The 14,218-nt window shown below is 73.0% G+C and carries 14 protein-coding genes, 2 pseudogenes and 1 riboswitch; of the genes and pseudogenes, 12 read left to right on the forward strand and 4 right to left on the reverse strand.

Annotation, left to right across the window (positions count from 1 at the left end):
* Nucleotides 1-591: TIGR03619 family F420-dependent LLM class oxidoreductase (locus RH94_RS41740; RefSeq protein WP_234425423.1), on the reverse strand; the 591-nt coding region annotated here is incomplete at its 3' end.
* Nucleotides 592-642: 51 nt separating this feature from the next.
* A complete protein-coding gene (locus tag RH94_RS00805) occupies nt 643-1,380 on the reverse strand; it encodes a DUF5995 family protein (RefSeq protein ID WP_073945753.1) in 738 nt (245 codons plus the stop codon).
* Between the two features lie 172 nt (nt 1,381-1,552).
* Here RH94_RS00805 and RH94_RS00810 point away from each other — a divergent pair, with 172 nt between their 5' ends.
* Nucleotides 1,553-2,683 (forward strand): glycoside hydrolase family 6 protein, encoded by a 1,131-nt coding sequence (locus RH94_RS00810; protein WP_073945784.1) that lies wholly within the window; start codon nt 1,553-1,555, stop codon nt 2,681-2,683.
* Here RH94_RS00810 and RH94_RS00815 read toward each other — a convergent pair.
* Both RH94_RS00815 and RH94_RS00820 read right to left on the reverse strand, forming a co-directional pair.
* Complete coding sequence (locus RH94_RS00815; protein ID WP_073945754.1) at nt 2,665-4,065, reverse strand: uracil-xanthine permease family protein; 1,401 nt, start codon at nt 4,063-4,065, stop codon at nt 2,665-2,667. The two genes, RH94_RS00810 and RH94_RS00815, sit on opposite strands and share 19 nt — an antisense overlap.
* Before the next feature lie 131 nt (nt 4,066-4,196).
* Complete coding sequence (locus tag RH94_RS00820) at nt 4,197-5,408, reverse strand: MFS transporter (protein ID WP_073945755.1); 1,212 nt, start codon at nt 5,406-5,408, stop codon at nt 4,197-4,199.
* A 137-nt stretch (nt 5,409-5,545) separates the two neighbouring features.
* Here RH94_RS00820 and RH94_RS00825 point away from each other — a divergent pair, with 137 nt between their 5' ends.
* From RH94_RS00825 to RH94_RS41750, 11 genes and pseudogenes are all read left to right on the forward strand, one after another.
* On the forward strand, nt 5,546-6,808 hold the full coding sequence (locus tag RH94_RS00825; protein ID WP_073945756.1) for an ROK family transcriptional regulator: 1,263 nt from the start codon (nt 5,546-5,548) through the stop codon (nt 6,806-6,808).
* Between the two features lie 335 nt (nt 6,809-7,143).
* Nucleotides 7,144-7,274: riboswitch (FMN riboswitch) on the forward strand.
* Nucleotides 7,275-7,426: 152 nt separating this feature from the next.
* Complete coding sequence (locus RH94_RS00830; RefSeq protein WP_073945757.1) at nt 7,427-8,035, forward strand: riboflavin synthase; 609 nt, start codon at nt 7,427-7,429, stop codon at nt 8,033-8,035.
* On the forward strand, nt 8,032-8,676 hold the full coding sequence (locus tag RH94_RS00835) for a nicotinamide mononucleotide transporter family protein (protein WP_073945758.1): 645 nt from the start codon (nt 8,032-8,034) through the stop codon (nt 8,674-8,676). Before RH94_RS00830 ends, RH94_RS00835 begins: the two co-directional genes overlap by 4 nt.
* A pseudogene (locus RH94_RS41745) lies at nt 8,673-8,974 on the forward strand (3,4-dihydroxy-2-butanone-4-phosphate synthase); the annotation flags it as partial. The gene RH94_RS00835 and the pseudogene RH94_RS41745, both read left to right, overlap by 4 nt.
* Nucleotide 8,975: 1 nt before the next feature.
* Nucleotides 8,976-10,014: pseudogene (locus RH94_RS00840) on the forward strand (bifunctional 3,4-dihydroxy-2-butanone-4-phosphate synthase/GTP cyclohydrolase II); the annotation flags it as partial.
* A 23-nt stretch (nt 10,015-10,037) separates the two neighbouring features.
* Nucleotides 10,038-10,523 carry a 6,7-dimethyl-8-ribityllumazine synthase gene (ribH, locus tag RH94_RS00845; RefSeq protein WP_073945759.1) on the forward strand — a complete coding sequence of 162 codons (486 nt, stop codon included), beginning with the start codon at nt 10,038-10,040 and terminating at the stop codon, nt 10,521-10,523.
* 33 nt (nt 10,524-10,556) lie between these two features.
* Entirely contained in the window at nt 10,557-10,829 is a 273-nt protein-coding gene (locus RH94_RS00850; RefSeq protein ID WP_073945760.1) for a phosphoribosyl-ATP diphosphatase, read from the forward strand.
* A 60-nt stretch (nt 10,830-10,889) separates the two neighbouring features.
* The gene (gene hisG, locus RH94_RS00855; RefSeq protein WP_073945761.1) at nt 10,890-11,738 is read left to right on the forward strand and encodes an ATP phosphoribosyltransferase; all 849 of its coding nucleotides are present in this window, start codon (nt 10,890-10,892) and stop codon (nt 11,736-11,738) included.
* Nucleotides 11,739-11,769: 31 nt separating this feature from the next.
* A complete protein-coding gene (locus RH94_RS00860; RefSeq protein ID WP_073945785.1) occupies nt 11,770-12,237 on the forward strand; it encodes a PH domain-containing protein in 468 nt (155 codons plus the stop codon).
* Nucleotides 12,238-12,470: 233 nt separating this feature from the next.
* Nucleotides 12,471-13,817 carry a hemolysin family protein gene (locus RH94_RS00865; protein ID WP_073945762.1) on the forward strand — a complete coding sequence of 449 codons (1,347 nt, stop codon included), beginning with the start codon at nt 12,471-12,473 and terminating at the stop codon, nt 13,815-13,817.
* Nucleotides 13,814-14,218 (forward strand): CNNM domain-containing protein (locus RH94_RS41750; protein WP_234425424.1); only part of this gene is annotated, 405 nt, incomplete at its 3' end. The genes RH94_RS00865 and RH94_RS41750, both read left to right, overlap by 4 nt.

Consider the following 14,218-nt stretch of genomic DNA (forward strand, 5'->3'; position numbering starts at 1 on the left):
GAGCCGCTCCCGCGCCCTGCGGGTGCTCGCGGCCAGCAGGATCGGGATCGGCCGGGCGGGCTTGGGGCCGACCACGGCCGACCCGATCTTCGTGATCCGGCCGTCGTAGCGCACCGGGTCCGGGCCCCACACGGCCCGGCAGACGTCGATGATCTCGTCCAGCACCTGGCCGCGCTCCTTGATCGGCCGGAACCCCGAGGCCGCGTACTCGTCCAGGGACCAGCCCGTGCCGAAACCGGCGACCACCCGGCCGCCGCTGGCCGCGTCCAGCGAGGCGAGGGCCTTGGCGAGCTGGAACGGCACGTGCAGCGGCGCGACCAGCACGCTGCTGCCCAGCCGGACCCGCTCGGTGGCCGCCGCGGCCAGGGTGAGCGTGACCAGCGGGTCGGCCACGTGCCGGTAGGAGTCGGGCCACGGCAGGCCCTCGACGCCGTACAGCCCCTGGGTGGCGGGTTCCGGGAACAGGGCCCGCTCGTACACCCACACGCTGTCGTAGCCGATGCGCTCCGCGGTGCGTGCCACGTCGGGCACGTCCCTGCCGAGGTGGTACTGCCGATTCTGCGGAAGGCCGAGTCCCAGACGGGTCGCCATGGCGGTGTGCTCCTTCGTGATCGTCAGTGTCCCCCGGGCAACGTACCGTGATCACAAGGGAGTTCCGGGGAGATCCCGCGGAGGATGTCCGGATCGGTCCGGCAGCGGGGTGAGCATCATGCGGCCGGCGAAGCCGACCGCCGCGTCCAGCCGCTGGGCGAACTCATCGGCCACGTCGGGCAGCCGGCGCAGCGCCCACAACGACCGTGCCGCCGACCAGGCGGCCTCCCGCGCCCGCTCCAGGCTCCACGCGCCGAGCAGATGGGTGAGCGGGTCGGCGATCCGCAACCGGTCGGGTGCCGGCACCAGCTCCTCGCGGACCCGTTCCTCCAGCGTCAGGAGGAGGTCGCCCACGCGGTCGAACTCGCTCTCCACCTCGGCCGGTTCGCACCGCAGCGTACGACAGGTGTCCACCACGGCGAGCGCCAGGTCGTGCCCGATGTGCGCGTTGAGGCCCGCCAGCGCGAACTGCGAGGGCCGTACGCCGGGGTGACGGCGCGACTCCAGCAGCGGCCGCCAGCAGGCCGGCGCGCGCCGTCCCTCGGCCGCCGCGGCCACGGCGGCGAGGTACCGCTCGGCGGAGCGTACGCCCAGCGTGGCGGCGGTCGTGGTGGTGCCGGACCGTCCTGCCGCCGACCGCCGGCCGGCCGTCCCGGTGACGTCGAGGTAGACGCGGTTGAAGACCGCGATCCCGTCGCGCTCGGGCAGCGCGGCGGCCAGGCCGCGCATCCGGGCGACGACGGTGTCCACGGTGACCGGGCCATGGGTGAGTTGTGCCGATTGCCCCATGGGGGGCAGGGTCCCAGGATTAGGCTGCCCCGGGTGCCGACGGGCCCGGCGCTTCCCCGGAACGGGGGAACGCGCCCGTCGCACGGAACGAGCAGAGGGGGGAGCGGTTACCGTGTCAGGCTCGCGTGCCAGGCGTTCGGCCGCCCGAAGGGCCGAGCGCGGACGCTCCGCCCTGGTCGCGGTCGCGGCCGTGGTGGTGGCGGCCGGGACGGCCACCGGGATGGTGTCGGCGCTCGGCGCCGGGACCGGGGCGGACGCGGCCGCGCCCCGGTCGGCCGCCACCACGGCGGGCCCGGTGCCGCCGTCGGCCCCGTCCCCGACGGCCACGGTGTCCGCCACCGCGGCGCCGTCCCCGTCCGTCTCGTCGTCCGCCCCGCCGCGCACGAGCGCGCGTCCGGAGCCCTCCCGCACCGGGACGGTCGCGAAGCGGCAGGTCCCCACCGTGTCCTCCCGGCTCCACCGCCACCCCGACTCCCAGGTGCTCGACTGGGTCCACGCCCACCCCGGCGACCCGCGCACGCCGGTCATCGCCTCCCGCGTCGCCGCGCAGCCGGCCGCGGTGTGGTTCGCCGACTACTCGCCGTCGACGATCACCGCGCGGGTCCGTGCGGTCACCTCCGCCGCGGGCACCAGGGTGCCGGTGCTCGTGCCGTACGCGATCCCGGACCGCGACTGCGGCGGCGCGTCCGAGGGCGGCGCGCCCGGCCTGAAGGCCTACGACGCCTGGATCGACGCCTTCGCGGCCGGGCTCGGCTCGGGCGAGGTCGTCGTCGTGCTGGAGCCGGACTCCGTCGCCCAGTCCGACTGCCTCCCGGAGGCCGGGCGGGCCGGCCGCTTCGCGTCGCTGGCCCGCGCGGGGCGCGTCCTGAAGACCGCGAACCCGCACGCGCGCGTGTACTACGACGCCGGGCACTCCCACTGGAACCCCGCCCAGCGGCAGGCGGCCCTGCTGAAGCAGGCGGGCGCGGCCTCGCCCGCCTCCTCCGACGGCGTCTTCAGCAACGTGTCCAACTTCCGCACCACCGCGGACGAGACCGCCTACGACCGCCGGGTCCTCGACGCCCTCGGCGGCCCCGCGAGCCTCGGCGCCGTGATCGACACCAGCCGCAACGGCAACGGCGCCCCGCCCGACGGCCAGTGGTGCGATCCGCCCGGCCGCAGGATCGGCCGGGCGCCGACCCTGGCCACGGGCGAGGCGCGCATCGACGCCTACCTGTGGGTGAAGGCGCCGGGGGAGTCGGACGGCTGCAGGGGCGAGCCGGGGACGTTCAAGCCGTCGTACGCCTACGACTTGGCGCGCTGAGTGTCCTCGTTCTCCTCGCTGTACGACGACGTGCCCTCGTCCAGCAGCGGCTCCTGCCCCTTGAGGTGGGCGGGGGCGAACGCGCGCAGCGCGTGGTAGCCGGTGATGACCACCAGGGTGCCGAGCGCGATGCCGCTGAGGGAGAAGGTGTCGGTGAACTTCATGCTGACGTTGCCGACGCCGATGATGATGCCCGCCGCGGCCGGCACCAGGTTCAGCGGGTTGCGCAGATCGACCTTGGCGTTGATCCAGATCTGCGCGCCGAGCAGCCCGATCATGCCGTACAGGATGACGGTGATGCCGCCGAGCACACCGCCCGGGATCGCGGCCACGATCGCGCCGAACTTGGGGCAGATGCCGAACAGCAGCGCGAAGCCGGCGGCGGCCCAGTACGCGGCGGTGGAGTAGACGCGGGTCGCGGCCATGACGCCGATGTTCTCGGAGTACGTGGTGTTGGGCGGGCCGCCCACGGCCGTCGACAGCATGGAGGCGGCGCCGTCCGCCGAGATCGCGGTGCCGAGCTTGTCGTCCAGTGAGTCGCCGGTCATCTCGCCGACCGCCTTCACGTGCCCGGCGTTCTCCGCGACCAGCGCGATGACGACCGGCAGCGCGACCAGGATCGCCGACCACTCGAACGACGGGCCGTGGAAGGACGGCAGCCCGATCCAGTCGGCCTTGCCGACGCCGGAGAGGTCCAGGCGCCAGTGGTCGGTGAGCCTGCCGCTCGCGTCCACGGAGTGGATCTTGCCGAAGACCTGGTCGAAGGCCCAGGAGATGCCGTAGCCGAAGACCAGCCCGAGGAAGATCGCGATGCGGGACCAGAAGCCGCGCAGGCAGACGACGGCCAGCCCGGTGAACAGCATCACCAGCAGGGCCGTCCACTGGTCCTGCGGCCAGTAGGTGGAGGCGGTCACCGGGGCCAGGTTGAAGCCGATCAGCATGACGACCGCGCCGGTGACGATCGGCGGCATCGTGGCGTGGATGATCCGTGCCCCGAACCGCTGCACGGCGAGGCCGACCAGGAACAGCGCGACGCCGACGACGAAGACCGCGCCGGTCACGGTCGCGCTCGTGCCGCCGTGCGCCCGGATGACCGCGGCGACGCCCACGAACGACAGCGAGCAGCCCAGATAACTGGGGACCCGGCCGCGGGTGGCCAGCAGGAAGATCACGGTCGCGACGCCCGACATCATGATCGCGAGGTTGGGGTCGAGGCCCATCAGCACGGGGGCGACGAAGGACGCGCCGAACATGGCCACGACGTGCTGGGCGCCGAGTCCTACCGTGCGGGGCCAGGAGAGCCGTTCGTCGGGCCGGACCACCGCACCGGGCGCGGGGGTCCGTCCGTCACCGTGCAGCTTCCAGCGGACGCCGAGGTCCATGGTGGGTTTCGCTTTCTTGCTGTATGAAGACTGTCCGAACCATTGTCGGGGGTACCGGAGGGTCCTTCGTCCACACGTTCCCGGTCGTGATCGCGCGGACCCGGAGCCGGAGAGCCCCCGGAGCCGGAAGGTCAGGGCCGCGGGTCGGGAACCGCCGCGCTCGCGGGGCTGACCTCCGGCCGGTTGCGGTCGCCCGCCCTGAGCACCCCGGCGAAGCCGACGAGGCCGCAGGCCAGCAGCGTGACGAGGGCGAAGGAGACCACGAGGCTGGTCGCCTGGGCCAGTCCGCCGATCGCGCTCGGCGCGATCAGTCCCGAGGTGTAGGTGATGGTCGCGACGCCGGCGATGGCCTGGCTGGGGTTCGGCCCGCTGCGGCCGGCCGCGGCGAAGCACAGCGGCACGACGACCGCGATGCCGAGGCCCATCAACGCGAATCCGGTCATCGCCACCGCCGGGTGGCTCCCCAGGACGATGAGCAGGCCGCCGAGGACCGCCAGGACGCCGCTCGCCCGCACCGTGCGCACCGCGCCGAACCGGTCCACCAACCGGTCGCCCGCGATCCGGGCGACGGCCATGGTGAGGGTGAAGCCCGTGGTGCAGGCCGCCGCGAGGCCGGCCGAGGTCTCCAGCTGGTGCCGCAGGTACACCGCCGACCAGTCCAGGCTCGCCCCCTCCGCGAACACCGCGCAGAACCCGACCGCGCCGATCAGCAGCGCCGACCTCGGCGGCAGCGCGAACCGCGGCGGCGGCTCCTCGTCCTCGGCGGGCTGCAGGTCGAGGACCCAGGTGCAGGCGGCGACGCCCAGCACGGTCAGCACGGCGGCGGCCAGGGCGTGGTGCAGCCGGGCGTCCGAGCCGAGGTGCGCGGCGACCGTGCCGGCCGCCGAGCCGACCAGGGCGCCAGCGCTCCACATGCCGTGCAGGCCGGACATGATCGAGCGGTCGAGCCGGTTCTCGACCTCCACGCCGAGGGCGTTCATGGCGACGTCCGCCATGCCCGCCGTGGCGCCGTAGACGAACAGGCCGAGGCACAGGGTGAGCAGGTTCGGGGCCAGGGAGGGCAGGACGAGGGAGAGCGTCCACAGGGCGATCAGTCCGCGCAGCGCGTTGCGGGCGCCGAAGCGGTGGCTGATGCCGCCCGCGAGCGGCATCGCGAGGGAGGCGCCGAGCGCGGGGAACGCCAGCGCGAGCCCGAGCTGCCCGGGACTGACCGAGGCGTGGTCCTGGATCCACGGCACACGGGTCGCGAACGAGCCGGTGACGGCGCCGTGCACGGCGAAGACGGCCGCGACGGCGTACCGGGCGCGCCGGACCTCGCGCTGCTGATGGACCACTTCGCTCATTGTCCGGCCCCTCCCGGGCTGTGGGTCGCCGTGCCCCCGGCGTGAAACACGCCGACGTAAATTATCAGGGAGCCTGCCTGATAGAAAGCGGAAATACGGCCGCCCGGCGGGCCCGCCGATCTGGGAGGATTCCCGGCATGCCCGCATCCCCGAGCACCGCCCGGGCCATCAACGACCGGCTCGCCCTGCGGCTGCTGCAGCAGGAAGGACCGCTGACGGCAGGGCAGTTGAAGCAGCTCACCGGCCTGTCCCGGCCGACGGTCGCCGATCTGGTCGAACGCCTGACGGCCTCCGGCCTGATCACCGTGGTGGGGGAGTCCGGGGAGCAGCGGCGCGGCCCGAACGCACGGCTGTACGGCATCGTCGCCGACCGCGCCCACCTCGCCGCCCTCGACGTGCGCACCGAGAGCGTCGCGGTGGCCGTGTCCGACCTGCTGGGCCGGGAGCCGGCCGAGGCGTGCGTGCCGATCGGCGGGGGCACCGGCACCGGTCCCGCGGTGGAGCAGGCGGTCACGCTGGTGGAGCGGGTGGCCGAGGAGGCGGGGGCGCGGCGGCTGCACACGGTCGGCATCGGTGCCCCGGGCCTGATCGACCCGGTCACGGGCGAGCTGCGGAACTCCACGGGCCTGCCCGAGTGGCACCGCCGGCTGGTGGCCGCGCTGCAGGAGCGGCTGCCGAGCGCCCGCGTCATCGTCGAGAACGAGACCAACCTCGCCGCGCTGGCCGAGCAGCGGGACGGGGCCGCCCTGGGCCGGGACACCTTCGTCCTCCTCTGGCTCGGCCACGGCACGGGCGCGGCCGTGGTCCTGGACGGCACCCTGCGCCGCGGCGCCTCCGGCGGTGCGGGCGAGATCGGCTTCCTGCCCGTCCCGGGCACCGGAGCCCTCCCCTCCGCGACGGACTGCACCGGCGGCTTCCACTCCCTGGCCGGAGCCGCGGCGGTGGTGGAACTGGCGCGCGAGCACGGGCTGTCGTGCCCGGAGACGGGACGGGAGCCGGCCGCCGCGGAGCTGGTGCGGCACGCGGTGACGGCGTGCGCCTCTCCGGCGGACGCATCTCCGGCGGACGTCTCCCTCGCGGACGCGGCGCGGGCCGCACGCTTCCTGGACGCCCTCGCCGACCGCGTCGCCCTCGGCGCCGCCTCCGTCGTGGCCCTCCTGGATCCCGGGTGCGTGGTCCTGGGCGGTGAGGTCGGGCAGGCGGGCGGCGACGTGCTCGCCGCCCGCGTGGCGGAGCGTGTCTCCCGGATGGCACCGCTCCCCACCGAAGTGCGGCCGAGCACCCTCGGCGGCGGCGCCGTCCTGCGCGGAGCGCTCCTCACGGCCCGCGACCGGGCCCAGGACGAACTGTTCGCCCCTCCCGGTGCGCCCGCCCACCCGGCTCCGTCCCCCGGCGGGTGACCGCCGTTCGCCACCGGGCGGCGACACGGCGTACGGCGGTCCGCGCCGGCCGGGCACCCGTACCCGCGCCGCAACTCCCCGGCGACCGCGGCGCGTTCCGGGCGCCGCAGCGCAACGCGCTTGTGCCACGGGCCAGTTGACCTGCCTGGTCTAGTCCACTTAGTGTCTGACGTCCGCGCAGACCGGTCCGGCGGCGGTGACGACGGCCCTTGCCCGCCGCCGGACCTCCCCCACCCGCACGGCGACCGGAGCCGCGACACGCTCTGTGATCCACCCCACACCGTCCGCCCGTATGGACGCCGACCGGACGTGGCACACTGGCCCTGTACCAGTAGCAGCGCACTCCGGGGTCGGTGAAACTCCGAACCGGCGGTTAAAGTCCGCGACCCGGCCGCTTCCAGCGGCCGGTTGACCAGGTGGAATTCCTGGACCGACGGTTAAAGTCCGGATGGGAGGCAGTGCGCGGCGAACGAGCACACACGTGTGCGCGTCGCCGTATCTGGGTTCGCCCTCCCGGGCGGGCCCCGTCCGGCGTCGCCCCGAGTGTCCTCGTTCGTGCAGTCTGTCGTCATCGACAACCCCGGAGTCCGTGCCCGAAGAGGCAGGAGGACCCGGGAAGTGTTCACCGGAATCGTCGAAGAGCTGGGCGAGATCGCCGCCGTCGAACACCTCGGCGACGCCGCCCGCTTCCGGCTTCGCGGCCCCGTCGTGACCCAGGGCGCGCGGCACGGCGACTCCATCGCCGTGAACGGCGTCTGTCTCACCGTCGTCGAGCACGAGGGCGACGAGTTCACCGCCGACGTCATGGCGGAGACCCTCAAGCGCTCCAGCCTCGGCGTCCTCACCGTCGGCTCCCGCGTCAACCTCGAACGCCCCACCGCGGTGGGCGCCCGCCTGGGCGGCCACATCGTGCAGGGACACGTCGACGGCACCGGCACGATCCTGGACCGCACGCCCTCCGAGCACTGGGAGATCGTGAAGATCTCGCTCCCGGCGGACCTCGCGCGCTACGTCGTCGAGAAGGGCTCCATCACCGTCGACGGCATCAGCCTCACCGTCGTCGAGGCCGGCGACGAGCACTTCACCGTCAGCCTCATCCCCACCACCCTCGCCCTGACCACCCTGGGCCTGAAGCAGCCCGGCGACCCGGTCAACCTCGAGGTGGACGTCGTCGCCAAGTACGTCGAGCGGCTGCTCGGCGACCGCGCCCGGGGAGCCGTCCGGTGAACTGGCTCAACTCCGAGGCCTTCACCGTCATCGGCCAGCACATCAAGTGGTCGGACATGATCGGCAACGTCATCGGCCTGACCGCCCTGGCGTTCGGCTGGCGGCGCTCCGTCTGGAGCTGGCCCACCCAGTTCCTCTCCGGCCTGATCCTCTTCGCCGCGTTCTCCACCGCCCACCTGTCCGGCAGCGCCGGCAAGCAGGTCGTCGTCATGGTCGTCGCCGGCTACGGCTGGTGGCAGTGGAACCGCGGCGGGAACCGGGCGGAGGACGGCCACATCGCCGTACGGTTCGCCACCCGGCGCGAGCGGGCCGCCCTGCTCGGCGCCGCCGCCGTCGGCACCATCGCCGTCTCCGGCCTGTTCCACGCCTACCCGTCGCTGTCCTGGGACCCCTGGCCCGACGCCTACATCTTCGTCGGTACGATCATCGCCATGTACGCCCAGGCGCGCGGCATGGTCGAGTTCTGGTTCGCCTGGCTCCTCGTCGACGCCGTCGGCGTCCCGCTCAACTTCGCCAACGGCTTCGCCTTCTCGGGCTTCGTCTACGTCATCTACGGCGCACTCGTCCTGTGGGGCATGCGCGACTGGTGGCTGCGCACCCGCAAGGACGCGCGGCCGGTCCTGGAAGGAGCCCCCGCATGACCGCCCGCCCGTCTCCCACCACCACCCCGACCGAGGCGCTTCGCGCCGCCCCTTCGATCCCACCCATTCTCTACAGCACCGACGACGCCGAGGACTTCTCCCTCGACCCGGTCGAGCAGGCGATCGCCGACATAGCGGCCGGCCGGCCGGTCGTGGTCGTCGACGACGAGAACCGTGAGAACGAGGGCGACCTCGTCGTCGCCGCCGAGAAGGCGACCCCCGAGATCGTCGCCTTCATGATGAGCGAGTGCCGCGGCCTGATCTGCGCCCCCATGGAGGGCGAGGAGTTGGACCGGCTNGCTGCCGCAGATGGTGGAGGAGAACACCGAGTCGATGAAGACCGCCTTCACGGTCTCCGTCGACGCCTCCGCCGCCCACGGCGTGACCACCGGCATCTCCGCCTCCGACCGCGCCACCACCCTCCAGCTGCTGGCGAGCGGTACCGCCGAGCCCACCGACCTCGTCCGCCCCGGCCACGTCTTCCCGCTGCGCGCCCGCCCCGGCGGGGTGCTCGTCCGCGACGGCCACACCGAGGCCGCCGTCGACCTCGCCCGGCTCGCGGGACTGCGCCCGGCCGGCGCGATCGTGGAGATCGCCGGCGAGGACGGCCGGATGCTCCGCCTGCCCGAGCTGATCGTCTTCGCCCGCAAGCACGGCCTGACGATCATCTCCATCGAGGACCTGATCGCCTACCGCCGCTCCAGCGAGCCCACCGTCCGCCGCGAGGCCGAGGTCCGCCTGCCGACCGCGCACGGCGTCTTCACGGCGTACGGCTACCGCTCCACCGTCGACGGCGTCGAGCACGTCGCCCTCGTCCACGGCGAGATCGGCGACGGCGAGGACGTCCTGGTCCGCGTCCACTCCGAGTGCCTGACCGGTGACGTCTTCGGCTCCCAGCGCTGCGACTGCGGCCCCCAGCTGGACACCTCCCTGGAGCGCATCCAGGCCGAGAACAGGGGAGTGGTGGTCTACCTGCGCGGCCACGAGGGACGCGGCATCGGCCTGATGTCCAAGCTCCGCGCCTACGAGCTCCAGGAGCGCGGCCGGGACACCCTCGACGCCAACCTCGAACTCGGCCTGCCCGCCGACGCCCGCGACTACGGCGCCGGCGCGCAGATCCTGAAGGACCTCGGCGTCAGGAGCGTCCGCCTGATGACCAACAACCCCGACAAGACCGAGGCCCTGCTCCACCACGGCCTGAAGGTCACCGGACGGGAGCCGATGCCCGTCCAGGCCGGCGAGCACAACCTCCGCTACCTGCGCACCAAGCGGGACCGGATGGGCCACGACCTGCCCTGGCTGGACACCACCACCGTGTCCACCTGCGGCAACCAGTAAGCACGAAGAACGCGAGGAGACACGTGAGCGGCAAGGGTGCACCGGAACTGTCCGTCCGCAACGTCGGAGACCTCAGGGTCGCCGTCGTCGCGGCGCAGTGGCACGAGAAGGTGATGGACGGACTGGTGGACGGCGCCCTGCGCGCCCTGCACGACCTGGGGATCGACGAGCCGACCCTGCTCCGCGTCCCCGGCAGCTTCGAGCTCCCGGTGGTGGCCAAGGTGCTGGCCGGCCGCGGCTACGACGCGATCGTCGCCCTCGGCGTCGTCATCCGCGGCGGCACCCCCCACTTCGACTATGTGTGCCAGGGCGTCACCCAGGGGCTGACCCGGGTGTCGGTCGAGACCGGCGTGCCCGTCGGCTTCGGCGTGCTCACCTGTGACACCGAGGAGCAGGCCCTGGACCGGGCGGGCCTGGCGGGCTCCAGCGAGGACAAGGGCCACGAGGCGGTCACCGCGGCGGTGGCGACCGCGGCGACGCTCCGTTCAGTATCCGAACCCTGGCGGTGAGCGCCGCCCGGAGCGCGTAGGGTTGGCACCATCATGTCCAGGAAGACGTTCGAGGAGCTCTTCACCGAGCTCCAGCACAAGGCCGCCCACGGAAACCCCGCCACCTCCCGCACCGCCGAACTCGTCGGCAAGGGGGTCCATGCCATCGGCAAGAAGGTCGTCGAAGAGGCGGCCGAGGTCTGGATGGCCGCCGAGTACGAGGGCAAGGAGGCGGCCGCCGAGGAGATCTCACAGCTGCTGTACCACGTCCAGGTGATGATGGTCGCCCGCGGCATCTCCCTGGACGACGTCTACGCCCACCTCTGAGCACGCCCCCCACCGGCCCGTACGCAACGAACACGTCAACGAACGAAGGAAGCCGACCTCATGCTGCGCATCGCCGTCCCCAACAAGGGTTCACTCTCCGGCCCTGCGGCGGAGATGCTGCATGAGGCCGGCTACCAGCAGCGACGCGAGTCCAAAGAGCTCCGGATCGTCGACCCGACCAACGAGGTCGAGTTCTTCTACCTCCGCCCCCGCGACATCGCGATCTACGTCTCCACCGGCCGCCTCGACATCGGCATCACCGGCCGTGACCTGCTCGTCGACTCGGGAGCGGGTGCCGAGGAGATCCTGCCGCTCGGCTTCGCCCGCTCCACCTTCCACTACGCGGCCAAGCCCGGCACCGTCGGCGGCATCGCCGACCTGAACGGCAAGACGGTCGCCACCTCCTACGAGGGCATCGTCGCCAAGCACCTCGCCGACGGCGGCATCGACGCCTCCGTCGTCCACCTGGACGGCGCCGTCGAGACCGCCATCGAACTCGGCGTCGCCGAGGTCATCGCGGACGTCGTCGAGACCGGGACCTCGCTGCGCAACGCCGGCCTGGAGGTCGTCGGCGAGCCGATCATGAAGTCGGAGGCGACCGTCGTCCGCCGCACCGGCGCGGACGCCGAGGAGCCCAAGGTGCAGCAGTTCCTGCGCCGCCTCCAGGGCGTCCTGGTGGCCCGGACGTACGTGATGATGGACTACGACTGCCGGGTCGAGCAGCTGGAGAAGGCCGTCGCGCTCACCCCGGGCCTGGAGTCCCCGACCGTCTCCCCGCTGCACAACGAGGGCTGGGTCGCCGTGCGCGCCATGGTCCCGGCCAACGAGGCCCAGCGGATCATGGACGACCTGTACGCGATCGGCGCCCGCGCCATCCTGACCACGGCCATCCACGCCTGCCGCCTCTGAGGCCTTCGAGGGACGAAAGAGGCACATGACGATGTCCGACCTGCCCGCACTTCCCGTCACCTTCCGGCCGGGCCGCACCCGGGCCGTCCTGCTCACCGCCGCCGCCGCCCTGTTCGTGGCGATAACCGTCGTCGCGCTGCTGCTGGAACAGCTCAGCCCCGGCGAGCGCGTCAGCTTCGTCTTCACCGGGGCCCTGCTGGCCGGGATCCCAATCCTGCTCGCCCGGCCGAAGGTGGTCGCCGACGACTCCGGCGTCACCGTCGTCAACATCGTCGGCCGGCGCCATCTGGCCTGGGCGGAGATCCTGCAGGTGAACCTGCGCCCCGGCGACCCGTGGGTGTTCCTGAACCTCAGCGACGGCACCAGCCTGGCCGCGCTCGGCATCCAGCCGGGTATCGCCAAGCAGCGCGCCATCGCCGACGCGCGCACCCTGCGCGCGCTCGTCGAGGCCCGGTCCATCCAGGACCCCGAGCGGTCCGAGGACGAACCTCAGGGCTGAGTCGGGGACTCCACCCTGACACATGGGGCCCTGTCTTGAATATTCTGTTGGGTGGAGACGTTGTTCCCCGCGTCTCCGCCCCTGAGCTCCGCCCGGTGCCAGGGGCTCCTGCTACCCGAGGAGTGACTCCCTCCGGCGATGGACGGATCGTCCTGCAGTACCTGCGCCGCCCCCTGTCGACATAGCGCCAACCGCCTGACCGCGGTGCGCGCGCACGCGGAGGCGGCGGCATCATGACCATCCCCCTGCTGCTCCTGGCAGCGGCATTCCTGCTGATCCTGGCCAACGGCTTCTTCGTCGCGGCCGAGTTCGGCCTGGTCACCGTCGAGCGCGCGGACGCCGAGAAGGCCGCCGCCGAGGGCGACCCACGGGCCCGTACGGTCGTCGAATCCCTCAAGGAGCTGTCCTTCCAGCTCTCCGGCACCCAGCTCGGCATCACCATCACCTCCCTGGTGGTCGGCATGCTCGCCGAACCGGCGCTGGCCCGGCTGCTGCGCGGCCCGTTCACGGCGGTCGGCATACCCGACGGGGCCGTCTCCGGGATCGCCGTGGTCGTCGGCATGCTGCTGGCCTCGGCGGTCCAGATGGTGATCGGCGAGCTCGTACCCAAGAACTGGGCGGTGTCCCGGCCGCTGCAGGTCGCGCGCTTCGTGGCCGGCCCGCAGCACGTCTTCTCGCGTCTGTTCCACCCGGTGATCGCCACGCTGAACGCGGTCGCCAACCGGCTGGTGCGCGCCCTGGGCGTCGAGCCCACCGAGGAACTGGCCTCCGCCCGCACCCCCGGCGAGCTGGTCTCGCTGGCCCGCCACTCGGCCCGGGCCGGCGCCCTCGAACCGGACACCGCGGACCTCTTCGTACGCACCCTGTCCCTGGGCGGGCTGACCGCACAGCACGTCATGACCCCGCGCGTGAAGGTCAGCGCCCTGCAGTCCTCGGCGACCGCCGAGGACGTGGTCAACCTCACCCGCGCCACCGGCCTGTCCCGCTTCCCCGTCTACCACGAGAAGATCGACGAAGTAGTCGGCATGGTCCACCTCAAGGACGCTCTCGCGGTGCCGGCGCACGAGCGGCTGCGCACCCCCGTGCGCCGTATCGCCCGCCCGGCGCTGCTGGTCCCCGAGACCCTGCCGGTGCGGCCCCTGCTCACCCGGCTGCGCAGCGAGCAGCCCATCGCCGTCGTGGTCGACGAGTACGGCGGCACGGCGGGCGTCGTCACCCTGGAGGACATCGTCGAGGAACTCGTCGGCGAGGTCCGCGACGAGCACGACGCCACGGACGCGCCCGAGCTCGCCCCCGCCCCGCCGGAGGAGGGCCGGCCCGCCTGGGACGTCGACGGCGGCTGCCGTGTCGACCTGCTGAAGCGCATCGGCCTGGACGTGCCCGAGGGCCCGTACGAGACCGTCGCGGGCCTGGTCGCCGACCTGCTCGGCCGCATCCCGGCCCCCGGCGACCGGACGGAGCTGCCCGGCTGGCGGCTGGCCGTGCGCCAGGTCGGGCACTATCGCGCGGAGCGGGTGCGGCTGGTCCGTACCGTGCCCGCGGCGGACGCGGTCGCGGCCGTGGTGGAGGCCGTCCGATGAGCGTGCTCCAACTGGTCTTCGCCGCGCTGCTGGTGCTCGCCAACGGCTTCTTCGTCGGTGCGGAGTTCGCCCTCGTCTCCGTCCGCCGCAGCCAGATCGAACCGCTCGCCACCGCGCGGGCCCGCCAGGTGCTGCACGGTCTGGAGCGGCTGCCGCAGATGATGGCCGCCGCCCAGTTCGGCATCACCGTCTGCTCGCTGACCCTGGGCGCCGTCGCCGAACCGACGGTGGCCCGCCTGCTGGAGCCGGTGTTCACCTGGCTGCGCCTGCCCGACGGCGTGGTCCACCCGCTCGGCTACGTCATCGCGCTCGCGGGCGTGGTCTTCTTCCACCTCGTCATCGGCGAGATGGTGCCGAAGAACCTCGCCATGGCCGCACCGGAGAAGGCCGCGCTGTGGCTC

The sequence above is a fragment of the Streptomyces kebangsaanensis genome, from assembly GCF_001906585.1.
Taxonomy (GTDB): Bacteria; Actinomycetota; Actinomycetes; order Streptomycetales; family Streptomycetaceae; genus Streptomyces; species Streptomyces kebangsaanensis.